Origin of the sequence: Flavobacterium sp. NLM, from assembly GCF_002210235.1 — a bacterium.
In the GTDB taxonomy this organism is placed as follows: Bacteria; Bacteroidota; Bacteroidia; order Flavobacteriales; family Flavobacteriaceae; genus Flavobacterium; species Flavobacterium panici.
Map to the genome: position 1 here is coordinate 1 of NZ_LIAC01000003.1, position 21,773 is coordinate 21,773.

The window sequence follows — 21,773 nt, forward strand, 5'->3', positions numbered from 1 at the left end:
TAGATCTTAAAAAACCAATTTTAATGCTTACCGACGCCGATTATATCGAAAACGGAATGAGCGATTTATTGGCAGATTCAGGTCCGGCATACGACATCAACATTAAAATATTCAATAAACTTCAAAATACAATCACGGGCTGGCCGGGTGGAAAACCAAATGCAGAAGACACCAACCGTCCTGAAAGAGCAGAACCTGCTAAAAAACGTGTCTTGATTTTCAGTCCGCATCCTGATGATGATATCATTAGTATGGGAGGAACATTCATGCGTCTGCAGGAGCAGGGACATGAGGTACATGTTGCTTACCAGACTTCAGGAAATATCGCTGTTGCGGATGATGAAGCATTACGTTTTGCAAGATTCGTGATTGATTACAATGAGAAATTCAACATAAAAAGCGAAGAAGCTGATAATATTTACAAAAAAGCACAGACATTTTTAGAAAATAAAAAGAACAGTGAAATTGATATTCCCGAAGTAAGATATATCAAAGGCTTGATCAGAAAAGGAGAGGCGAGAGCGACAAGTCATTTTGTTGGATTAACCGATGATCAGATTCATTTTATGGAACTTCCTTTTTACGAAACTGGAACAATCGAAAAGAAACCAATTGGACCCGAAGATATTCAATTGACAATGGATTTAATTGAAAAAATCAAACCACACCAAATATATGCTGCAGGAGATTTAGCAGATCCACACGGAACACACAAAGTTTGTCTGGATGCAATTTTTGAAGCTGTAAAAGCTTTAAAACCAAAACCATTCATGAACGACTGCTGGCTTTGGTTATATAGAGGAGCTTGGCAGGAATGGGGAATTGACGAAGTTGAAATGGCAGTACCGATGAGCCCGGATCAGGTTTTGGCAAAACGCCACGGTATCTTCAAACACCAATCACAAAAAGATGGAGTTGTTTTTCAAGGAACAGATGCCAGAGAATTTTGGCAGAGAGCCGAAGACAGAAATGCGGAAACAGCTGCGTTATATCAACAATTAGGTTTATCAACTTACGCAGCGATGGAAGCTTTTGTGAGATGGCATTATTAAGATGCTAAGGTTCTGAGATGCTAAGATTCTAAGGTTTTTTGCCATTACTCGAGCGATAGCGAACAGGCGAAGCAATCACACAAATTTCCACAAATTAAATTCGTGATAATTCGAGTAATTCGTGGCGAAAAAAAAATCATTTTAATCCGTTTAATCTGTGGCAAAAAGAAAAATAATAATAGCTTTGTAAGCAATTAGAAGCAAGAAGAAAGAATGAGTCTATATTTTCTTTTCTCTTGCTTCTTTTTTCTTTAAAAAATGGAACAAGACAAAAAACTTCTCATAAAATTAGCACATACCAAAATGCCTTTCGGGAAATACGAAGGTCGTTTTTTAATTGATTTACCTGAATATTATGTCGTTTGGTATCATAATAAAGGTTTTCCAAAAGGAGAATTAGGACAGCAGTTACAGCTTATTTATGAGTTGAAATTAAATGGGCTGGAAGAGTTGATTCGGAATATTAAAAAGCAATATCCCAAAGGACAGTAATTAAAAAAAGACTGTTTTAATTGTTAGTAACTTTGTCTCAGTATATTAACTTCTTTTTAGTGTTTTTATATTTTTACAGTAAATATTAAAAACCTAGTAATGGAAAACAATTCCCAACAATCAAAACCGGGAGAAAGCCAGGGCAGATATGCGATAATACTGGCTGTATTGGCACTTATTTTTGTTTTTGTACCACATTTAGCTTTTAAAATAGCTTATATAGTATTGGCTGTTCTCGCAATAATTTTGGGAGCAATTGGTTTATCAAAAGCAAAAAAAGCAAACGTTTCGACCGGACTTGCCAAGATAGGGCTTGGGTTAGGAACAGGATTGATTTTTATTCCTTTAATAGTATATTTTTCTGTCTTTTTTGCTGTTAAATCTGACTATGTGAAAGATAAAGTGTCTAAAAGTCAAGTAGAAGCTATTAGAGCAGATATAAAACGCCATCGTGATTCTGTAATCAAATCTGAAAAAATAATTAAAGATACTGCTCAGGTGAAAGACTTAAAATAATTGATTTTTGACATTATTGAGTAACAGTATCGAACCCATTTTAAAGATATTTCTTAAAAATAATGCTAATAAAAGCTTAAAATTATCGATTACAAAACCAAGTAGTCAATCTGTTTAAAAATTTGCAAATTATCTCATTCTGGAATTGATAAATTATCTAATTAAATTTGTACTTTTGCCAAGTTTTTTACACAACTACTTACAAACAACAACAGAATGAATCAAACAAAATATATTTTTGTTACAGGCGGTGTGACTTCTTCATTAGGAAAAGGGATCATTGCAGCATCTTTAGCAAAATTGTTACAAGGAAGAGGATACCGTACAACTATTCAAAAATTTGATCCGTATATTAATGTGGATCCGGGAACATTGAACCCTTATGAGCACGGAGAATGTTATGTAACAGATGATGGTGCCGAAACAGATTTAGATTTAGGTCATTATGAGCGTTTTTTGAACGTTCCTACTTCTCAGGCAAATAACGTTACAACAGGAAGAGTTTATCTTTCGGTTATTGAAAAAGAAAGAAGAGGGGAATTTTTAGGAAAAACAGTTCAGGTTGTTCCTCATATTACAAACGAAATTAAAGACAGAATGCAATTGCTGGGTAAATCTGGCGATTATGATATTGTAATTACTGAAATTGGTGGAACAGTGGGTGATATTGAATCATTACCTTACATTGAGTCTGTTCGTCAGTTAGTTTGGGAATTAGGAGAAAATAACGGAATCGTTATTCATTTAACATTAGTTCCTTATTTGGCTGCTGCGGGTGAGTTGAAAACAAAACCTACACAGCACTCTGTAAAAACTTTGATGGAAAGCGGAATCAAAGCTGATATTTTGGTTTGTAGAACGGAGCACGAATTGTCTCAGGAATTACGTCAAAAACTGGCTTTGTTTTGTAACGTTAAAAAAGAAGCAGTTATTCAGTCAATCGACGCTTCAACGATATACGAAGTTCCAAATTTAATGCTTGAAGAAGGATTAGATGTTGTGGCTTTGAAAAAATTAGATTTACCTAAAAAAGCATCTCCGGATTTAAAAACATGGAATACTTTTTTACGCAGATTAAAAAATCCGAAACAAACCGTAAATATTGGTTTGATTGGAAAATATGTAGAAATGCAGGATTGTTACAAATCTATTTTAGAGGCATTTATTCATGCAGGTGCTGCAAATGAAACTAAAGTAAATGTAATTTCTATTCACTCAGAACACATCAATATTGATAATGTTGCAGAGAAATTAAGTGTTCTTGACGGAGTTTTAGTTGCTCCGGGATTTGGTGAAAGAGGTATTGAAGGAAAAATTGAAGCAGTTCGTTATGCACGTGAAAATAACATTCCGTTTTTTGGAATTTGTTTAGGAATGCAGATGTCTGTTATCGAATATTCAAGAAATATTTTAGGTTACACTGAAGCCAATTCTACTGAGATGAACGAAAAAACGCCTCATCCGGTTGTGAGTTTAATGGAAGAGCAAAAAAATGTTACAGATAAAGGTGGAACAATGCGTTTGGGAGCTTGGAAATGTAATATTAAACCAAATACGCTGGCACACAGAATTTATGGTGAAACAACCATTTCAGAGCGTCACCGCCACCGTTATGAGTACAATAATAAATACGCAGACGAATTGCAAAAAGCGGGTTTAAAAGCTTCTGGAGTTAATCCTGATACTGGATTAGTAGAGATTGTAGAACTTGAAAACCACCCGTTCTTTATTGGTGTACAATACCACCCTGAATACAAAAGTACAGTAGCAAATCCACATCCAATTTTTGTGAATTTTGTAGCTGCTGCGGTAAATGCGCATAAAAAATAATAATTAATATTCTAAGAGGTTGTAACTTTTAAGCTATAATCATAACTAATAACTTCTGACGGATAACTTTTTTAAATAAATAATGGAAGAAAAAAAATTTGACCTTAATTCAATCATTGGTTTTGTATTGATATTCGGAATCCTGATTTGGATTATGTACCAAAATCAGCCTTCTGATAAAGAAATTGCTGCTGAAAAAGCCAAGAAAGAATTAGTAGCTAAACAAGAAGCTCAGGCAAAAGCCGATAAAGCTAAAACTATTGCTGCACCAGTTGCTGCGGCTACACCAGGCGATACAGTTCAGTTAGCACAATTGCAAAAAACTTTAGGCGGATTTGCATATTCTGCTACGCTTCCTTCTGCAAAAGACTCTTTTACAACTATCGAAAACGAAAAGATTAAACTTAAAATCGCTAATAAAGGTGGTTATATAGTTGAAGCAACGCTAAAAGAATTCGAAAAATTTAAAAAAGGTTCAGGACAATTAGTTGAATTAATTAAGGATAACAATTCTAATTTAAATATTCAATTACAAACTACAGATAACAGAACTTTAAACTCTAAAGATTTGTTTTTTGAACCAACATTGACAAAAAATGGTGCAGACCAAATTTTAACAATGCGTTTAAAAGCTGGAGCTAATGAATTTTTAGAATATAAATATGTATTAAAACCAAACGATTATTTAATTGGTTTTGATGTTCGTTCTCAAGGATTGAACAGAGTTTTAAATTCTTCTAAACCATTAAACTTGGCTTGGGATTTAAAAACATACAGAAATGAAAAAAGTGTTTCTTACGAGAATCGTTATGCTGAAATTTACTATAACTATGCAGATGGAAAAGAAAGTTATGTAGGTCAGGGAGATCACAAAGAAGAAACACCTGAAAAAGTAGATTATATTGCATTTAAACAACACTTTTTTGCTACAATTCTTCAAACAAATACTGCTTTTGAGAAAGCTGATTTAGTTTCTGAGAATTTAGTTAAGGACGAAAAAGTGGATACTCTTTTTACAAAACAGTTTAAAGCAACAGTTCCATTGGCTTTCTCTAACGGAGAAATTGATTATAAGATGAACTTATACTTTGGTCCGGCTGATTATAAAGTATTGAAATCTTATGATAAAGAATTCCAAAAAATTATTCCGTTAGGATGGGGAATTTTTGGATGGATCAATAAATGGATTTTCGTACCATTATTTGGATTCTTAAGCTCTTATATTGCTTACGGAATTGCGATTATCATTTTTACTATTATTATCAAATTGGCTATGTCGCCAATTACATATAAGTCGTTTTTATCACAGGCTAAAATGAAAGTTTTACGTCCGGATATTAATGAGTTGGGTGAAAAATACAAAAAAGACCCAATGAAGAAACAACAGGAAACAATGAAACTGTACAACAAAGCAGGAGTAAACCCAATGGCAGGATGTATTCCGGCATTGATTCAGCTTCCGTTTATGTATGCATCGTTTCAATTCTTCCCATCAGCTTTTGAGTTAAGACAAAAAAGCTTCCTTTGGGCAGACGATTTATCATCTTTTGACTCGGTTGTAAAATTACCTTTCCATATTCCTTTGTATGGAGATCATATCAGTTTGTTCCCAATTTTGGCAGCAATTGCAATTTTCTTCTATATGAAAATGACTTCTGGAGATCAGCAAATGGCTGCGCCTCAGCAAGAAGGTATGCCGGATATGGCAAAAATGATGAAAATCATGATTTATGTTTCGCCATTAATGATGTTAATTTTCTTTAATAGTTATGGTGCAGGTTTAAGTTTGTACAACTTTATCTCGAACTTAATTACTATTGGAATTATGTTTGTAATTAAAAATTACATCGTAGACAGCGAGAAAATTCACGCTCAAATTCAGGAAAACAAATTAAAAGAGCCTAAAAAGCCAAGCAAGTTTCAACAGCGTCTTCAAGATGTAATGGAGCAGCAAGAGGCCGCAAAAAAGACTCAAAATAAAAAGAAATAAATTTTAAAAATCCCGATCTAATCGGGATTTTTTATTTTAATGAGTGTGTTCCCTTTTCAAATAAGAATGAAAATTTTAACTTTGAGAATGAATAAACATACTTTATGAAACTAATTTTCGTTTAAGTTAAAAATTGAATACAAGATGATTTCTAAAAAAATAATAATTGGGCTGCTATTGCTAAATGTTTTCTTTGTAAATGCCCAGACTGAGTTTAATAAATTAGATGCTAACGGAAAGAAAGATGGTGTTTGGAAAGGTGTTTACGAATCAAAACGTCCGCGATATGTAGGAACTTTCAGCCATGGAAAAGAAACCGGAATTTTTAAGTTTTTTGATGATACTAAAAAAGGCGACGTAATTGCAACACGCGATTTTACGGCTAATGATGGAAGCTCATATACTATTTTTTATGATCAGAATAAAAATATAGTAAGCGAAGGAAAAGAAATTGGTAAGGATAGGGAAGGCGAATGGAAATATTATCACAAAGCTTCTAAGATTTTGATGACTTCTGAAACTTATAAAAAAGGTAAACTACACGGTTTAAGAACGGTTTATTATCCGAATAACCAAGTTGCTGAGGAAATGACTTATGTGAACGGTTTAAAAGAAGGAAATTATAAAAAAATAGGGCAAAACGGAACCATTCAGGAACAGTCTGTATTTAAAAATAATGAATATGAAGGCGATGCTGTTTTTTATGATTCAGATGGAGTTGTAGCTTCTAAAGGAAAATTTGTAAAAGGAAAAAAAGCCGGAATGTGGCAGTTTTACACGAAAGGTAAATTGACTAAAGAAGTTAATATGAGCGATCCAAAAAGTGCTTACAAAGCCAATTCAAAACCTAAAAACGAATAATATTAGTGCCCTCTTGTGCGGGCATTTTTTTGCCACGAATTACACGAATTTTCACGAATTAATTTTTTGCTTTCTTTAGTTAAATGAAAATTCGTGGAAATTTGTGTAATTCGTGGCAAACCTTTTTTATTCAAAATAAATTCGTGAATTCGTGGCTGTTTTTTTGTTCAAATGTTTAAATTTGATTGAGCTAATATTTTGATTCAATGGATTTAAACGAACTTGCTGGAAGATTCTTTTTATTGTTTTTTTCGATTTTGGTTTTGTACTTTTTCTCCAATAGAAAAGATAACGAAACTATAAATCCGTTGATGGTTATTGTGGGTTTGTGTACTTTTTCGCTTTGCTATTTATTCACCAAAATTGAAATAGGAGTCGGGATTGGTTTTGGTTTGTTTGCTATTTTTTCCATTTTAAGATTTAGGACACAATCGTTTACTGTAAACGCAATCATCTTTCTTTTTGCTACGATTACGCTTTCTATTTTGGACATTATGTATCCTTTTGAGAAAATAGAAATACTCTTGTTTTTTCAAATTATCATTATTGGTTTTTATGTTGTGGCGTCTATTATCGTAAATAGAAAAGCTTCAAAATATCTGAATACTGTTGATGTAAAAATTGCATTTGCAGGTGATTTTTCTTTAGAAAATGGAACTATCCGCAAAGCAGTTCAGGAAAAAATCAATATTCAGGATTTTGATTTCAAGATCGTTTTAGTGAATACAGTAACCAACGAAATTGATCTTTTAGTTTTCTATTAATTATTAAAAGGCCGAACCTGTTTAATATATAAATCCCGATTTTCGCCAACGATTTTAAATTCTATATCTACAGGATGAAAGAGGTTTTTTCGCCAATAACGGTACATTTTTTCTTCAATTTTACTGCTCACAAGAAAAAGTCGGCTCATTTCTTTTCGGCTTAACAAAGGCTCGTTATTATTGAGATTTGAATTTGAAGTATAATCCACATCAAAATCATCATCGTCGGTTCCGGAGTTTAAATGATACGCTACAAACTGCTCGCAGATTTCTCTTTTTTCTGGTTTTACAACCGAGTTTTCTCCTTTTTGAACATTTACTGTAATTCCGGGAAAATCTCCTCTGAAAATGTTTTTCGTAATCACAACACCATTTGCTAATTCATCAGGAAACGAACGATGGACTAAAACGCCCATTGCAATATTTTGCTGGTCGATTCCAAAAAGTTCTCTTTCGTTGTATGAAGCTTCATTCCATACACTTGCCCAAACCTGTTTAATCGCTTTTTCGAAAGTTTTAATGCTGTCTCCAAGAATTCCGGTTTTAGAATCATATAATCCGGCGCCGTTAAAATCGTCTAAATCTTCGGCATTTGTTGAGGAACGGAATCTGAAGTTTTTAAATTTAGCATCTTTAAAAGTCACATTCAATTTTGAAATTAATTCAGGATCAATCGGTTCTTTTTTAATGGCATCACGAATCTTTTTCAATTGCTGATCCACCCAAACCGTTGAATCTTTCTTTGTAGAATTCAAAAGTTCTTGTATTAAGGAAGAAATCGATTCTTTCTGAATGTGTTTGGTATAAAAATAAAACGGAATGGCATGAGCATTTTCAGGAACTTTAAATGGAATTTCTTTTGAAATTGCAATTAAATACGACATGTTTTGTGCTTTTGAACCAATGTAATTAACTCCTTTTTTAGGAATTTTAGACAAATCAACTAAATCAGTAATGCTATTATCAATGATTAATTTTTTCTTTTTAGAATTCGTTTTGATGACAATTTTTTTATCAGTCTCTTTTATAAAAAAAGTATCAACCTGAATTTTTAGTTCTACTTTTTTGGAAAGTAATCTTTTGATGTTTTCATCTTTTAAAGCCAATGTATAAGCCATAATTGGAATTTTTCTGTTTTTACCTAAAAGGACCAAATGGCTCAATGGTGTTTGCAGTTCGTTGACAATAATTCCTCTTACATTTGGTAAAATATCCGGTGTTCCATCTAAAACTATAATTTCGTCAGGATTTGGTTTTACTTTATCCAGCTCTTTGATTTTGTATTGTTTTAAAATGCCAATGTTATTTCCTGAAACGACTTCCTGATATTTTATTTCATTAAAAATATAATCTGATTTTACACACGGAATTTTAAATTTTTCTAAACGAAACCATTCCATCTGCTCAGGATTATTCAAATAGAATTTTAGATTTTCTCCAATAAAAGTTGATTTTTTAACCAAATAGAAAAAACGTTCGATTTGTTCAATTGGCATATGATCTGAAGCGGCGAGTTCAAAAATCCATTTATCAGTTCCTTTGATATGATTGAGATTTCCCAATAAAAAATCCCTGTCTTTTAAAGTGTTGCTGTAATTTTCATTGTTGAAAATTTGGAGATCATAATTGTAATGCAGATAATTCGTTACAAAATCATAATGCAGCGGAATCAATGTACTGTTGAAATAATACATTTTTTGTTTTCGTAAATCATAAACCACTTTTACCGATTCGATATTGGAGAATTTATCAGATAAAGGTTTTCCTCTAAATGCTTTATACGCTTCATAATCAGCTAATGATGAAGAATATCTTTGTGCACTCAAAGACATGAAAATGAAAAAGAAAACTAAGCCGTAAATGTGTTTTTTCATGACAATTGTATTGAATATTAAAAGTAAGTATTTAAACCATAAGTTTTATCTACCATGGGATTATATAAACTAATTGAAACGAGTTAGATTATATAAAATATGGCGTATCTTTGCACCCTTGTAAAATTAAAGATTTTAAAATGAAACGTGTAGTTGTTGGTCTTTCTGGTGGAGTAGATTCTAGTGTTGCCGCTTATTTATTGCAGCAGCAAGGATACGAAGTTATTGGGCTTTTTATGAAAAATTGGCATGATGACTCGGTTACTATTTCTAACGAATGTCCTTGGTTAGAAGATAGTAACGATGCTTTATTAGTGGCTGAAAAACTTGGAATACCGTTTCAAACTGTTGATTTAAGCGAAGAATACAAAGAAAAAATCGTTGATTATATGTTCAACGAATACGAAAAAGGACGAACTCCAAATCCTGACGTGCTTTGTAACCGTGAAATCAAATTTGATGTTTTTATGAAAATCGCACTAAGTCTTGGTGCCGATTATGTTGCAACCGGACATTACTGCCAAAAAAGCGAAATTGAGGTTGACGGAAAAACGGTTTATCAATTGATTGCCGGAAATGATGTGAACAAAGATCAATCTTATTTTTTATGTCAGTTATCTCAGGATCAATTGTCTAAAGCATTGTTTCCAATTGGTGCGCTGACAAAACCTGAAGTTCGCGAAATTGCGGCTGAAATGGAATTGGTAACTGCAGAAAAGAAAGATTCGCAAGGACTTTGTTTTATTGGAAAAGTTCGTTTACCTGAATTTTTACAGCAAAAATTGCAGCCAAAAGAAGGTACAATTGTTCAGATTGATAAAAACGATCCAATCTACAACTTTGAAAAACCAGCTGAATTATCTTTAGAAGAAAATCTAAAAATTGAAGCTCAAAAATTGGATTATCTTCCAACAATGGGAAAAATTATGGGTAAACACCAAGGTGCACATTATTTTACTGTTGGTCAAAGAAAAGGATTGAACGTGGGTGGAACTACAGATCCGTTATTTGTAATCGCTACAGATGTTGAAACCAATACAATTTATACCGGTTTAACCAGCAATCACCCTGGATTGTTTAAAAAAGCTTTGTTTGTTGGAGAATCTGAAGTACACTGGGTTCGCGAAGATATGAAGTTAAAAACAGGTGAAACAATGGAAGTTATGGCGAGAATTCGTTACCGTCAGCCATTGCAAAAAGCGACACTTCATCAATTTGAAAACGGAATGTATGTTTCTTTTGAAGAACCACAATCTGCCATAACAGAAGGTCAGTTTGTTGCCTGGTATTTAGAGAATGAATTAGTTGGTTCGGGAGTAATTTCTTAGCTTTATACTTTTTTACGAAGGATTTCCTTTTAAAAGAGTATATATGAAACAGAACTTTACTTTTCTTTTACTATTGTTTTCGACTTTAATGTTTTCTCAGGAAGAAGATGCCTGGGTATATTTTAACGGAAAACCAAATTCACAGGATTTTTTCAATAATCCATCGTTGACTCTTTCGCAGAGATCATTAGATCGCCGTACAGCACAAAATATTGCTTTAAATATTACAGATGCACCTCTGGAAATTACTTACGTAGATCAGATAAAAGCGAGTACAGGAATAACAGTTTTGGCACAGTCAAAATGGTTAAATGCACTTCATGTTAGAGGAACTCAAACTAATATTACGGCTTTAAAGCTGCTTTCGTATGTTGATAAAGTAGTTTTTGCCAATAAGACATTAAATGTAACTTCAAAAAAAGTTTCTCAAAATAATATTGCTGCAGTAAAAAATAAGCTGGAAACAACAATTGATTATGCATACGGAAATTCTGCAAATCAAATCCAAATGCTTAACGGTCAGGTTTTGCATCAGCAAAATTATACAGGTTCCGGAAAAATAATTGCTGTTCTGGATGCCGGATATCCTGGTGTAAACACAGCTGAACCTTTTAAACGATTACGAGATAATAATTTGATTTTAGGAGGTTATGATTATGTCAACAGAAGCACGAATTTTTATACCGGCGACGATCACGGAACTTTAGTATTATCGACAATGGGCGGTTACAAAGAAAATTCTTTAGTAGGAACAGCTCCAGATGCCTCTTATTATTTATTTATAACAGAAAATGATGCTTCTGAAAATCCGGTTGAAGAATCGTATTGGGTTGAAGCCGCAGAACAAGCTGATGCTTACGGAGTTGATATTATTACCACTTCATTAGGGTATTTTGGTTTTGATAATGCCAATTACGGCCACACTTATAGCGATATGAATGGCACGACAAACTTTATAACAAAAGGCGCCGAAATTGCTTTTAGTAAAGGAATTATCGTTTTGGCATCTGCCGGAAATGAAGGAAACCAAGTTGAAAATCATGTTGGATCGCCTGGAGACGGTATTTCTGTTCTTACAATTGGTTCTGTAAATGCTATAAAAGTTAAAGCTGCTTCTAGTTCTATCGGGCCAAGTTTTGACAATCGTATAAAACCAGATGTAATGGCGCAAGGTGTTGCAGCTGTTGTTGCAAACACGACTGGAGGGATTGGTACGGCAAACGGAACTTCTTTTTCATGTCCTATTATGGCAGGAATGGTTGCTTGTCTTTGGCAGGCATTTCCATCAAAAACAAATCAGGAAATTAGACAGATGATTATTGAATCTGCAGATCGATATACAACTCCGGATAATAATTATGGTTATGGAATTCCTAATTTTGGATCGACTTTAAGTGTAGATGTTTTTCAGTCTTCATCGAATTTTTCAGTTTATCCAAATCCGACAAAATCTAATATTTCTTTTTTGTTTGCAGATGAAACGGCTTCTGTGTCTATTTATTCCATTTTGGGACAAAAGCTGATTGAAAAACAAATAACAAATCAAAATCCGGTTCTTTCTGTAGAAAGCTTAACCAGCGGACTGTATTTTTATACTTTTAAATCTGGAGGTTTACAAAAAACAGGAAAAATAATAAAACAATAATAGTTTTAATGAACAGAATTACACAGCTTTTCAATATAAAATACCCAATTATTCAAGGAGGAATGATTTGGAACAGTGGTTATAAATTAGCATCGGCAGTAAGTAATGCCGGAGGTTTAGGTTTAATTGGAGCAGGTTCAATGTATCCTGAGGTTTTAAGAGAACATATTCAGAAATGCAAAAAGGCGACTGATAAACCGTTTGGAGTTAATATCCCGATGTTGTATCCCAATATTGAAGAGATCATGAATATCGTGGTTGAAGAAGGCGTGAAAATCGTTTTTACATCGGCAGGAAACCCTAAAACCTGGACTTCATTTTTAAAAGAAAAAGGAATAACGGTTGTACACGTTGTAAGCAGCAGTGTTTTTGCATTAAAAGCTCAAGAAGCAGGCGTAGATGCCATTGTTGCCGAAGGCTTTGAAGCAGGCGGACACAACGGACGTGACGAAACTACGACTTTAACGTTGATACCAATGGTTAAAGAAAAAATACAAATCCCTATTATTGCTGCAGGCGGAATCGCAACCGGAAGAGGAATGCTGGCTGTTATGATTTTAGGTGCTGATGGAGTACAGGTGGGAAGTCGTTTTGCGGCATCAATAGAATCTTCTGCCCACAATAATTTTAAAGAAACGATAGTTAATATAAAAGAGGGAGGTACTCAATTGACTTTGAAAGAATTAGCTCCAGTTCGATTGGTAAAAAATAAATTTTATAATGATGTTCAGGCTTTGTATGAAAAATGTCCTTCTAAAGAAGAATTAGTAGAACTTTTAGGAAGAGCAAGAGCCAAAAAAGGAATGTTTGAAGGAGATCTTGAAGAAGGAGAACTTGAAATAGGACAAATTGCCGGACTGATTCATGAAATTTTGCCTGTAGAACAAATTGTTCAACAAATGATGGCCGATTTTAAAGCTGCTCGCGAAGAAAAAGCTACATTTGAGTTTTAATTACCTGCAAGAAATATTTTATGAATTCTATTCGCACTTATATAATAGCATTGTTTCTGGCTTTTGGATTACAACAAGTTCAGAGTCAATCGTATCATTTTAAAACGTCGGGATTTAGTGTTTTAGAAAAAAATGAAAAAGGAAAGTGGGGACAGTGGTCTGATCTTGATTTGGTTAATCTCTCTGTAGTTTTAGATACTGATAAACACAGGATTGTAGTTTATTCTCAGGAAATACAGCTTTTTAGCATTCTGGATTACATCGAAAGGGAGGAAAACGATACCGATATTGTATATTCTTTTATGTGCAAAGATAATGACGGACGAGAATGCAAACTTTCTATTATTACACGTAAAAAGCAAGATAACCGCAAACAGCTTTATATCAACTACGACGATCATATTATCGTATATAATATTTTTACGGTATAAATTTTTAAGTAATGTACTATATAGCAAACCCGGCAGATTTTAAAATCTGCCGGGTTCGCTATATAAAAAAACTTAGTATCTCAGAACCTTAGCAACTTTCCTCTAAACTTCAATATCCTTAATAAACTCATCATATTCCAGATAAAACATTTCCAGAGCATGCATGTTTTCGTTGAAGAAATCAAAAATAGCATCCCAGTTATTGCGATTGCTAAAACCTACTCCAGGTTTTTCAACCCAAATTCTGCTAATCGTTTTACCACTTTCTAAAGTGTAGTTTTTTTCGAAAACCAAGTCTTTAATAAATTCCTCTTCAAGGATGTTTTTTAAAGCTTCAATCTTTTCAAAATACGCATTTCGTTTTTCGTCGCTGCGATGTTCAATATCAATTAAAACCTGCGCTTTTTTATTGTCTACATAAAATTTAAAAGAGAAATCTTTTATTTTGGTATCATAAAGAACCCATTTTCTTGGATACTTTTCTGCAAAAGCAACCCAAAATTCCCTTTTTATTCTTTGTGATTCTTCTCTGCTGTACATTTTTATGGCTTTGTTTTAGAAAACTTGTAGAACCGCATTTTCTAGAGTATATTTATATTTTAATTTGAAAGTACAAAAATAAACTTTGAATATGGATTTTCAAGATTTTTTGCAATATGTTCCTAATTTAATTCCAGTTGAACTTCCGGCAGAATCATCACACGCAAAAATGGCGCCTCTAGAGCGCATTCAGGCGTTGAAAAATTTAGATATTGACGCAAAAAATCCAAGAATTGCTGCAGTTATGATGTTGTTTTATCCCAAAAACGGAAAAACACATTTAATTTTAATTGTTAGAAATGCATACAATGGTGTTCATTCATCGCAAATCGCATTTCCAGGCGGAAAATATGAACTTACAGATCACGATTATAAGGAAACAGCCTTACGAGAAACCAGTGAAGAAATTGGTGTCAATCCCGAGAAAATTGAAATTATAAAGCATTTTACACCTATGTATATTCCGCCAAGTAACTTTTTGGTGCATCCATATCTGGGAATTGCCAAAGAAGAACTTGTATTTTATCCAGATGCCCGAGAAGTAGCTGATGTTCTCGAACTGCCGTTATCTGTTTTTTTAGACGATGAAATTATAATCGAAAGCAAATTATCAACTTCTTACGGAAATGATATTTTGGTTCCGGCGTTTAATATCCAAAATCATATTGTTTGGGGAGCAACCGCAATGATTTTAAGTGAATTGAGAGATGTACTAAAATTTACTTTCTCAGAAAAATCACAATAACGTTAATTTAACATTTTGATAATCATTGAGATACAGATTTATTTCGTAAATTGTATATTAGTATTGCTAAAAGAATAATTTTTGTATGTTTGCGACTTAACCTAAAAAACACAAAAAGACGTTATGGGATTGTTTAAACGAAATCCTTTTGGGCATATATTATTCATCAAGAAATGGTTAATCCGTATTTTGGGAGCCATGACTCATAGAAGATATAGAGGTTTTAATGAATTACAGATTGAAGGATCTGAAATTATTAAAACACTTCCAGACAGAAACGTTTTATTTATATCCAATCACCAAACTTATTTTGCCGATGTTGTGGCAATGTTTCATGTGTTTAACGCAAGTTTAAGCGGACGTCAAGATACCATTAAGAACATTGGTTATTTGTGGCAGCCAAAAATGAATATTTACTACGTGGCTGCAAAAGAAACGATGCAGGCCGGATTACTGCCAAGAATTTTAGCTTATGTTGGCGCAATTACCGTAGAAAGAACTTGGCGTGCAAAAGGCGTTGACGTAACCGAAAAACGTGACGTAAATCCAAACGATACCGAAAATATCCGTATTGCCCTTGAAGACGGCTGGGTTATTACTTTTCCGCAGGGAACAACAAAATCTTTTAAACCCGTTCGTAAAGGAACAGCACATATAATCAAACAGCATAAACCTATCGTAATTCCTATTGTTATTGATGGTTTCCGTCGTTCTTTTGATAAAAAAGGACTTCGTATGAAAAAGAAAAATATCCTTCAGTCTTTCATTATCAAAGAACCTCTTGAAATTGATTATGAAAACGACACAATCGAAGAAATCGTAGAAAAAGTAGAATACGCTATCGAACAGCATCCATCTTTCTTAAAAGTAATTCCAGCCGAAGAAATCAAAGCACAGGAAGAACTAAATAAATTCAGACAGTGGGAGTATTAGGAATTTTAGATTTCTGATTTTAGAGTTTAGATTGTTTTTTTTGTTTCAAGTTTCAGGTTTCAAGTTAAAGGAGAGACCTTAGAATCTTAGCAACTTAGAACCTCAGTATCTTAGAAATCAATTTTCTTCAACTCCTTATAGTTCACATACAATCTGCGTAGTAAAGTTCCGTATAGCAATCTGTAGAAGCACCAGAACAATCCAAAGAAACCTAATATTACTAAGGTTAATATTCCAATTGTAGCAAACATTGCTTTTCCGTCTATGGCAAGTTTTTCTCTTAAAAAAGCCATATCAGGATTGTAAACAAAAGCGATAAAGAAACTTAATATGGATGTAATTACAATCATTCCCAAGTTGTACCAAACATAATACTGAACCGTTTTTCTGGTTCTTAAAATGGCACTCATTAATGATTTTGTGGCAACAGTTGTAGAAATTGTAGTGTAGTTTTTGTAAAAAATAAACACGAAAACTAATCCAACTAAATAATTCAAATAAGTTAAGTATTCAAGCGTAACCACAATTTCCGGATGATTTATTTTTCTTAAAACATCATCAGTATTGATAAATAAGTTTGAAAAAGTCCAAAACGAAATCTCCAAAATACTGATAATCAAAATCCATTTCACAATTGAAGATGACTTTTTGTGAATCATTTTATAGATTTCTTTTTCAGAAATTTGTTCAAAAGAATCAGAGTTCTTCTGCCAGTCTTTTTTTAGTAAATCCAGTTCTTTCATAATAATTTTTAAGGATTTAGTATTTTTTTAAGTTTCCCTTTAATTCTGTTCATTTTCACGCGCGCATTCACTTCGCTGATTCCTAAGGTTTCGGCTATTTCCTGATAATCTTTGTCTTCTAAATACATAAAAACTAATGCTTTTTCGATGTCGTTAAGCTGATAAACAGCTTTATACATCAATTTAATCTGTTCTTCCTCTTCGTAGTTGTAATCTACATCTTTTACAAAATGCTGATGACTCTCATAATCTACGGTAGATATGGTTCTTTTGGTTTTACGGTATAAGGTAATGGCTGTATTTAAAGCGACACGATATGTCCAGGTCGAAAATTTACTGTCGCCTCTAAATTTCGGATACGCTTTCCAGAGCTGAATAGTAATTTCCTGAAACAAATCTTTATGAGCATCTTCGCCAGCAGTATATAACCTACAAATTTTGTGGATTATATTCTGATTTGCCTGCAATTGCGCAACAAATGACTGTTCTAGATTTTCGCTCATAAAAGTATTAGTAGTGTTGAAATCTATTTTGTTACAAGACTTAATTATTTTTTCGCCACGAATTTCACAAATTTTCACGAATTACTTCTCAAAATAGTAAAGATAAAGTTGAGTTTAAGTTTTTGAAAATTCGTGCTAATTCGTGCAATTCGTGGCAGCCTGTTACAACTGACGTGTTTTGTAATAATTAATCATCAAATCAATAAACTTGCTATAGCTTTCCATTCCATCTTTTTGATTGTTTGATTTTAAGAAACTATCATATATAAAATGAAAACCTTCATCAATAAAAGTATCATATTGTTTCCAAAAATCCTGACTTTCCTGATAGTTTTTTAAAATTCCCGGATTTACTTGTTTCTTTAAAACCTCAAAGATTTTCTCGTTTTTAAACTTCCAGATTCCAAGGCAATAACGCAAAGCAAAACTATATCCTGAATACTGATAATATAAATTATCATTTTTTACAGTTGCCAAAACGCCTATAAAATTGCATTCGTTTTCACTCGCAAAACCTATTTGATGTGCCATTTCATGAGATGCTGTAAGCGGAAAAGAATACATCGGTAATAAATCATTCACCTGCGCCTCATTTGTAAACGGATTCAAATAACCGCCAAATCCCATATAAGTTAGCGGTACACTAAACAGCGATTTTTTTACGCTTAAAGTTTTATATTTAAAATAAGGATGTTCTTCGGCTAAATTATCATATCCGTTAAGATTCATCTTAAAAACCTCTTCCTGAGAATAGGGAAAATTGATTTTTTCATCTTTATTTTTTGTGATTTTAAACTGAACTTCATTCGTTTTAACAATCAGTCTTTTTGTAAAGGCCAATAAATCAGCATCGGTATATTCTCTTTTGATTTCCATTTTTTCGAAAAGAGGTTTACGATAATAATTGAAAGCCCAAAGAAGATGAAAGAAAAAGTAAAAAACAGAAATTTTGCCTATAATTTTTAAAAGATGATCTTTCCAGTCTGTCCTCCATGTTTTTCGTATTCTCCAAAACCAGCTTATCATAGATAAAATTAAAACTGCGTAAATACAATCACCGACAGAAAATGAAATTTTGCCCAAAAGTATTCGTGAGAAATGCGAAATTCTGATGTATAAATTATTACTGTAAAGACCTTCTACAAAATCAGGAAAAAACGGCAGGATTTTAAAAAAAATAATCTGAACTAAAAGAAATAGGGGAAGGATATATTTTCGTGTCACGGTTTTACTTTTGGGTTAAAAATAATAATTAAAATACTAGTTCGTTTTCTTTTTTGTAAATTTGTTACTCAATAACAAGGAAAATGACACGAATCACTTTAAATATTCCTGATAATGAATTGTCATTCTTTATGCAGTTGATAGAAAAATTCAATTATGAAACCGTAATTAATGAATTTTCTGTAACTGAAGAAATGAAAAATTTGTTAGATGAAAGAAGATCAACTTCAAAAGCAGATGATTTTCTTCCTTGGAACGAAGCCAAAAAACAATTACGTTTCAAATCAGAGAAATGATTTTTAATATTGTTATTGAGCCGAGAGCACTTATTGATATACAAGATGCGATTGATTATTATGAGTCTAAACAAAGTGGTTTAGGCGAATATTTTTATCAAGTGATTGATGAACATTTAGATAAATTATCTAAAAATCCTTTTTTTGAAATCAGATACAAAGATTATCGAGGTCTTCCCACTAAGAAATTCCCGTTTATTATCTTTTATTTTATAGATGAGAATGTGAAAACAGTATATGTTATGTCTGTTTTTAATACCTCGTTAAATCCCTCAAAATATCCTCTTTAAAAAGTTTGACTTTACTTTTAAAATTCTTTGATTTAAATTGAGTATTTGTATCATTCAATTTTAGAGCCATTATAATTTGTGCTAATTCGTGGAATTCGTGGCGGAAAAAGCATTTAAACTTTGTAACTTTGAAGCTCTTAATTGTTAAACTTCAAACAAAATATAATGAGTCAGGAAATAAGAAATCTGGAACCAAAAGCACTTTGGAACAAATTTGCAGATTTAAACGCCGTTCCGCGTCCGTCAAAGAAAGAAGAGCGTGTAATCGAGTTTATGAAAAACTTTGGAAACAGCTTAGGTTTAGAAACATTCGAAGACGAAATCCGAAATGTAATCATCAGAAAACCGGCAACTCCGGGAATGGAAAATCGCAAAGCCATTGTAATGCAAGGTCATTTAGATATGGTTCACCAAAAAAATGCCGATACCGTTTTTGATTTTGATACACAAGGAATCGATATGTATGTTGATGGTGACTGGGTTCGCGCTCGCGGTACAACGCTTGGTGCAGACAATGGGCTAGGAGTGGCGACAATTATGGCAATTTTAGAAAGTAAAGACATTCCGCATCCTGCAATTGAAGCTTTGTTTACAATCGACGAAGAAACCGGAATGACTGGTGCTTTAAATTTAAAAGGAGGAATTCTTCAAGGGCAGATTTTATTGAATCTGGATACGGAAGAAGATGATGAAATTGATATTGGATGCGCTGGCGGAATCGATGTAACGGCTACAAGAGGTTATAATGAAGAAGAAGTTCCAGAAAGCTCTGTTGGATATACTATTACCGTAAAAGGCTTAAATGGAGGTCATTCTGGAATGGATATTCATAAAGGTTTAGGAAACGCAAATAAAATCATGAACCGTTTATTATTTGATGGCTTTGAAAACTTTGGATTACAGGTTTCTGAAATTAACGGAGGAAGTCTTAGAAATGCAATTCCGAGAGAAAGTGTTGCTAAAGTAATTATTTCTCAAATGTTTGATGAAGCGTATGTTTACGATATGCAGGAAATTATTGCTGACATCAAAGCAGAATACAAAACAACTGAACCAAATTTATCTATCGAAATTGTAAAAGGTGATTTACCTGAAAAAATAATGGATTTAGGTGTTCAGGAAGGAATTATCAGAGCGATTTACGCAGCACAAAACGGAGTTTACAAAATGAGCGCTGATATGGCTGATTTGGTTGAAACTTCAAATAATATTGCTCGTGTAGTTGTAAAAGACGGAGAAATTTTGGTTGGATGTTTAACGCGTTCTTCTGTAGAATCTTCAAAATTTGATTTGGCTAATTCTTTGCGTTCTGCTTTTGAATTAGTAGGATGCGAAGTTGAACTTACTGGTTCTTATCCGGGATGGACTCCAAACGTAAACTCTGAAATATTAGAAGTTTTAACAGATATTTACGAAAAGCAAAATGGGGAACAGCCAAAAGTTGTGGCTTGCCACGCTGGTTTAGAATGCGGAATTTTAGGAACAAATTATCCTGAAATGGATATGATTTCTTTTGGACCAACAATTCACGGAGCACACTCTCCAGATGAAAGAGCTAGTATTTCATCTGCTCAAAAATATTGGAAATTTGTATTAGAAATTCTTTCGAATATTCCGGTTAAATAGTCTCAGTTTACAGTCTCAGTATTCAGTCACAGTTTTCAGTTTTCTTAGAGACTGAAAACTGCGACTGCGACTGAAAATTTAATCCCTTTTAGGAGAATTTTTCTTCTCTCTTTTTTCTTCTTTCTTTTCTTTAGCCGTTTTTAACGGTTCTTTTTTTGCTGTTTTTTTAGCATCTTGACCTTTTGCCATAATGTATTGATTTTATTTGTTTTACTGTTTTGTTATAGTAAATATAGCTTTTTAAAAAATCATAAGGCATAAAAAAATCCCCAATTTTAAAAATTGAGGATTCATATGTTTTTTGTAAAAGTGAAATTTTAATTTCTTTTTAATACTTTATATTGTTCATAGCAGCCGCTTATGGCATCTAAAATCTGTAAGTCATTTGCAGACTGAATAAAAGCATCAGAATAGTTGCAGCGATGCATAATTTCTGGAATTTCATCTTTGCTGATTCCTAATAAAACGGCAATAGTTTCACGATCGTATTTAGTCTCTAAAAGATTTCTAATCGTATCGTCTTTTTTCATGTCCTTGAGTTTTTTAAGCTCCCGGCTGTTTTTTCCAAAGAAATTATAAAGCATATCGGCCGGATTAAAAATAGAACCCAATACTTTTCCAAAAGCATTTGGAGAATATTCACCCGCTTCATAACCTTGTGTAAGACCCGAAATACTGTAACGATAATTTTCTTTGGTTGGAATTAATTTTGAATCAATTTCAAGATAACCAGTTAAATTAAAAGGAGCAATGACAACTTCTTCAAGGGCAATTGCTTTTTCAGTAAGCTGAATTCGAGTTACTTTATTTTTTATCCAGTCATTTGTTACTCTGATTCTAAGAGATTGAAATCCTAAAAGAGAGAAATGAATCGTATCATTTGGCTGTACATCAATTTCAAAATACCCTTTTGCATCAGATTTTGCGCCGCGTACTTTGTTGGTGTTAATGATATTTACATTTGGAAGAGGTTGTTTACTATCATCGTTTATAATATAACCCGAAACTCTTTGCGGAGTTGTAGATTCAGCATCTTGTGCAAAACTTATGGCAGAGAATAGTAAAAAAAAGAAAACTGCGAAATATTTCATATCCTGATTTAAAGCACTAAAAGTAGTAAATAGAGATTAAATATTT

Annotated in this window: 22 protein-coding genes; 16 read left to right on the plus strand and 6 right to left on the minus strand. The window is 33.0% G+C overall.

What is annotated here, in order from left to right:
* The 7 genes from APR43_RS04335 to APR43_RS04365 all read left to right on the plus strand — a co-directional run.
* Positions 1-1,052 (plus strand): PIG-L family deacetylase (locus tag APR43_RS04335; RefSeq protein WP_205720330.1); only part of this gene is annotated, 1,052 nt, incomplete at its 5' end.
* 258 nt (positions 1,053-1,310) lie between these two features.
* Positions 1,311-1,544 carry a DUF3820 family protein gene (locus APR43_RS04340; protein WP_053473755.1) on the plus strand — a complete coding sequence of 78 codons (234 nt, stop codon included), beginning with the start codon at positions 1,311-1,313 and terminating at the stop codon, positions 1,542-1,544.
* Between the two features lie 99 nt (positions 1,545-1,643).
* Entirely contained in the window at positions 1,644-2,060 is a 417-nt protein-coding gene (locus tag APR43_RS04345) for a hypothetical protein (RefSeq protein ID WP_053473754.1), read from the plus strand.
* A 216-nt stretch (positions 2,061-2,276) separates the two neighbouring features.
* The gene (locus APR43_RS04350; RefSeq protein WP_053473753.1) at positions 2,277-3,890 is read left to right on the plus strand and encodes a CTP synthase; all 1,614 of its coding nucleotides are present in this window, start codon (positions 2,277-2,279) and stop codon (positions 3,888-3,890) included.
* 82 nt (positions 3,891-3,972) lie between these two features.
* The gene (gene yidC / locus APR43_RS04355; protein WP_053473752.1) at positions 3,973-5,880 is read left to right on the plus strand and encodes a membrane protein insertase YidC; all 1,908 of its coding nucleotides are present in this window, start codon (positions 3,973-3,975) and stop codon (positions 5,878-5,880) included.
* 144 nt (positions 5,881-6,024) lie between these two features.
* Entirely contained in the window at positions 6,025-6,741 is a 717-nt protein-coding gene (locus APR43_RS04360; protein WP_053473751.1) for a toxin-antitoxin system YwqK family antitoxin, read from the plus strand.
* A gap of 206 nt (positions 6,742-6,947) precedes the next feature.
* A complete protein-coding gene (locus tag APR43_RS04365; RefSeq protein ID WP_053473750.1) occupies positions 6,948-7,505 on the plus strand; it encodes a DUF4956 domain-containing protein in 558 nt (185 codons plus the stop codon).
* On the opposite strand, the gene APR43_RS04370 is transcribed toward APR43_RS04365, so the two are convergent.
* Complete coding sequence (locus tag APR43_RS04370; RefSeq protein ID WP_053473749.1) at positions 7,502-9,379, minus strand: PEP/pyruvate-binding domain-containing protein; 1,878 nt, start codon at positions 9,377-9,379, stop codon at positions 7,502-7,504. The two genes, APR43_RS04365 and APR43_RS04370, sit on opposite strands and share 4 nt — an antisense overlap.
* A gap of 140 nt (positions 9,380-9,519) precedes the next feature.
* Here APR43_RS04370 and mnmA point away from each other — a divergent pair, with 140 nt between their 5' ends.
* From mnmA to APR43_RS04390, 4 genes are read left to right on the plus strand one after another with little or no spacing between them, the layout of a single operon-like run.
* Complete coding sequence (mnmA, locus tag APR43_RS04375; RefSeq protein ID WP_053473748.1) at positions 9,520-10,707, plus strand: tRNA 2-thiouridine(34) synthase MnmA; 1,188 nt, start codon at positions 9,520-9,522, stop codon at positions 10,705-10,707.
* Positions 10,708-10,750: 43 nt separating this feature from the next.
* Complete coding sequence (locus tag APR43_RS04380; RefSeq protein WP_053473747.1) at positions 10,751-12,352, plus strand: S8 family serine peptidase; 1,602 nt, start codon at positions 10,751-10,753, stop codon at positions 12,350-12,352.
* An 8-nt stretch (positions 12,353-12,360) separates the two neighbouring features.
* Positions 12,361-13,305: an NAD(P)H-dependent flavin oxidoreductase gene (locus tag APR43_RS04385; protein WP_053473746.1), complete on the plus strand. Its 945-nt coding sequence runs from the start codon at positions 12,361-12,363 to the stop codon at positions 13,303-13,305.
* A gap of 20 nt (positions 13,306-13,325) precedes the next feature.
* On the plus strand, positions 13,326-13,736 hold the full coding sequence (locus APR43_RS04390; protein WP_053473745.1) for a hypothetical protein: 411 nt from the start codon (positions 13,326-13,328) through the stop codon (positions 13,734-13,736).
* 102 nt (positions 13,737-13,838) lie between these two features.
* Here the strand turns inward: APR43_RS04390 and APR43_RS04395 are convergent, their stop codons facing one another.
* Positions 13,839-14,276: a DUF4268 domain-containing protein gene (locus tag APR43_RS04395; protein ID WP_053473744.1), complete on the minus strand. Its 438-nt coding sequence runs from the start codon at positions 14,274-14,276 to the stop codon at positions 13,839-13,841.
* Positions 14,277-14,367: 91 nt separating this feature from the next.
* On the opposite strand from APR43_RS04395, the gene APR43_RS04400 reads away from it, so the two are divergent.
* Complete coding sequence (locus APR43_RS04400; RefSeq protein ID WP_053473743.1) at positions 14,368-15,021, plus strand: NUDIX hydrolase; 654 nt, start codon at positions 14,368-14,370, stop codon at positions 15,019-15,021.
* Positions 15,022-15,144: 123 nt separating this feature from the next.
* Positions 15,145-15,954: a lysophospholipid acyltransferase family protein gene (locus tag APR43_RS04405; protein ID WP_053473742.1), complete on the plus strand. Its 810-nt coding sequence runs from the start codon at positions 15,145-15,147 to the stop codon at positions 15,952-15,954.
* A gap of 110 nt (positions 15,955-16,064) precedes the next feature.
* Here the strand turns inward: APR43_RS04405 and APR43_RS04410 are convergent, their stop codons facing one another.
* From APR43_RS04410 to APR43_RS04420, 3 genes are all read right to left on the minus strand, one after another.
* On the minus strand, positions 16,065-16,697 hold the full coding sequence (locus APR43_RS04410) for a hypothetical protein (RefSeq protein WP_053473741.1): 633 nt from the start codon (positions 16,695-16,697) through the stop codon (positions 16,065-16,067).
* 8 nt (positions 16,698-16,705) lie between these two features.
* Complete coding sequence (locus APR43_RS04415; RefSeq protein WP_007810116.1) at positions 16,706-17,200, minus strand: RNA polymerase sigma factor; 495 nt, start codon at positions 17,198-17,200, stop codon at positions 16,706-16,708.
* Between the two features lie 162 nt (positions 17,201-17,362).
* Positions 17,363-18,424: a DUF3810 domain-containing protein gene (locus APR43_RS04420; RefSeq protein ID WP_053473740.1), complete on the minus strand. Its 1,062-nt coding sequence runs from the start codon at positions 18,422-18,424 to the stop codon at positions 17,363-17,365.
* Between the two features lie 83 nt (positions 18,425-18,507).
* Between APR43_RS04420 and APR43_RS04425 the strand changes: the two genes are divergently transcribed.
* The 3 genes from APR43_RS04425 to APR43_RS04435 all read left to right on the plus strand — a co-directional run bounded on the left by APR43_RS04425 (position 18,508) and on the right by APR43_RS04435 (position 20,636).
* Positions 18,508-18,720, plus strand: coding sequence for a hypothetical protein (locus tag APR43_RS04425; RefSeq protein WP_053473739.1), 213 nt, complete (start codon positions 18,508-18,510; stop codon positions 18,718-18,720).
* Positions 18,717-19,010: a type II toxin-antitoxin system RelE/ParE family toxin gene (locus APR43_RS04430; protein WP_053473738.1), complete on the plus strand. Its 294-nt coding sequence runs from the start codon at positions 18,717-18,719 to the stop codon at positions 19,008-19,010. The genes APR43_RS04425 and APR43_RS04430 overlap by 4 nt, the downstream gene beginning before the upstream one ends.
* Before the next feature lie 165 nt (positions 19,011-19,175).
* Entirely contained in the window at positions 19,176-20,636 is a 1,461-nt protein-coding gene (locus APR43_RS04435) for an aminoacyl-histidine dipeptidase (protein ID WP_053473737.1), read from the plus strand.
* Positions 20,637-20,953: 317 nt separating this feature from the next.
* Here APR43_RS04435 and APR43_RS04445 read toward each other — a convergent pair whose 3' ends face one another.
* A complete protein-coding gene (locus tag APR43_RS04445; protein ID WP_053473736.1) occupies positions 20,954-21,727 on the minus strand; it encodes a carboxypeptidase-like regulatory domain-containing protein in 774 nt (257 codons plus the stop codon).
* Positions 21,728-21,773 lie beyond the last annotated feature (46 nt).

Excerpts from the sequence above, each read along its gene's own strand:
- APR43_RS04340 (WP_053473755.1), top strand. The coding sequence starts at position 1,311 with ATGGAACAAGACAAAAAACTTCTCATAAAATTAGCACATACCAAAATG.
- APR43_RS04345 (WP_053473754.1), top strand. The coding sequence starts at position 1,644 with ATGGAAAACAATTCCCAACAATCAAAACCGGGAGAAAGCCAGGGCAGA.
- APR43_RS04350 (WP_053473753.1), top strand. The coding sequence starts at position 2,277 with ATGAATCAAACAAAATATATTTTTGTTACAGGCGGTGTGACTTCTTCA.
- yidC (WP_053473752.1), top strand. The coding sequence starts at position 3,973 with ATGGAAGAAAAAAAATTTGACCTTAATTCAATCATTGGTTTTGTATTG.
- APR43_RS04360 (WP_053473751.1), top strand. The coding sequence starts at position 6,025 with ATGATTTCTAAAAAAATAATAATTGGGCTGCTATTGCTAAATGTTTTC.
- APR43_RS04365 (WP_053473750.1), top strand. The coding sequence starts at position 6,948 with ATGGATTTAAACGAACTTGCTGGAAGATTCTTTTTATTGTTTTTTTCG.
- APR43_RS04370 (WP_053473749.1), bottom strand. The coding sequence starts at position 9,379 with ATGAAAAAACACATTTACGGCTTAGTTTTCTTTTTCATTTTCATGTCT.
- mnmA (WP_053473748.1), top strand. The coding sequence starts at position 9,520 with ATGAAACGTGTAGTTGTTGGTCTTTCTGGTGGAGTAGATTCTAGTGTT.
- APR43_RS04380 (WP_053473747.1), top strand. The coding sequence starts at position 10,751 with ATGAAACAGAACTTTACTTTTCTTTTACTATTGTTTTCGACTTTAATG.
- APR43_RS04385 (WP_053473746.1), top strand. The coding sequence starts at position 12,361 with ATGAACAGAATTACACAGCTTTTCAATATAAAATACCCAATTATTCAA.
- APR43_RS04390 (WP_053473745.1), top strand. The coding sequence starts at position 13,326 with ATGAATTCTATTCGCACTTATATAATAGCATTGTTTCTGGCTTTTGGA.
- APR43_RS04395 (WP_053473744.1), bottom strand. The coding sequence starts at position 14,276 with ATGTACAGCAGAGAAGAATCACAAAGAATAAAAAGGGAATTTTGGGTT.
- APR43_RS04400 (WP_053473743.1), top strand. The coding sequence starts at position 14,368 with ATGGATTTTCAAGATTTTTTGCAATATGTTCCTAATTTAATTCCAGTT.
- APR43_RS04405 (WP_053473742.1), top strand. The coding sequence starts at position 15,145 with ATGGGATTGTTTAAACGAAATCCTTTTGGGCATATATTATTCATCAAG.
- APR43_RS04410 (WP_053473741.1), bottom strand. The coding sequence starts at position 16,697 with ATGAAAGAACTGGATTTACTAAAAAAAGACTGGCAGAAGAACTCTGAT.
- APR43_RS04415 (WP_007810116.1), bottom strand. The coding sequence starts at position 17,200 with ATGAGCGAAAATCTAGAACAGTCATTTGTTGCGCAATTGCAGGCAAAT.
- APR43_RS04425 (WP_053473739.1), top strand. The coding sequence starts at position 18,508 with ATGACACGAATCACTTTAAATATTCCTGATAATGAATTGTCATTCTTT.
- APR43_RS04430 (WP_053473738.1), top strand. The coding sequence starts at position 18,717 with ATGATTTTTAATATTGTTATTGAGCCGAGAGCACTTATTGATATACAA.
- APR43_RS04435 (WP_053473737.1), top strand. The coding sequence starts at position 19,176 with ATGAGTCAGGAAATAAGAAATCTGGAACCAAAAGCACTTTGGAACAAA.
- APR43_RS04445 (WP_053473736.1), bottom strand. The coding sequence starts at position 21,727 with ATGAAATATTTCGCAGTTTTCTTTTTTTTACTATTCTCTGCCATAAGT.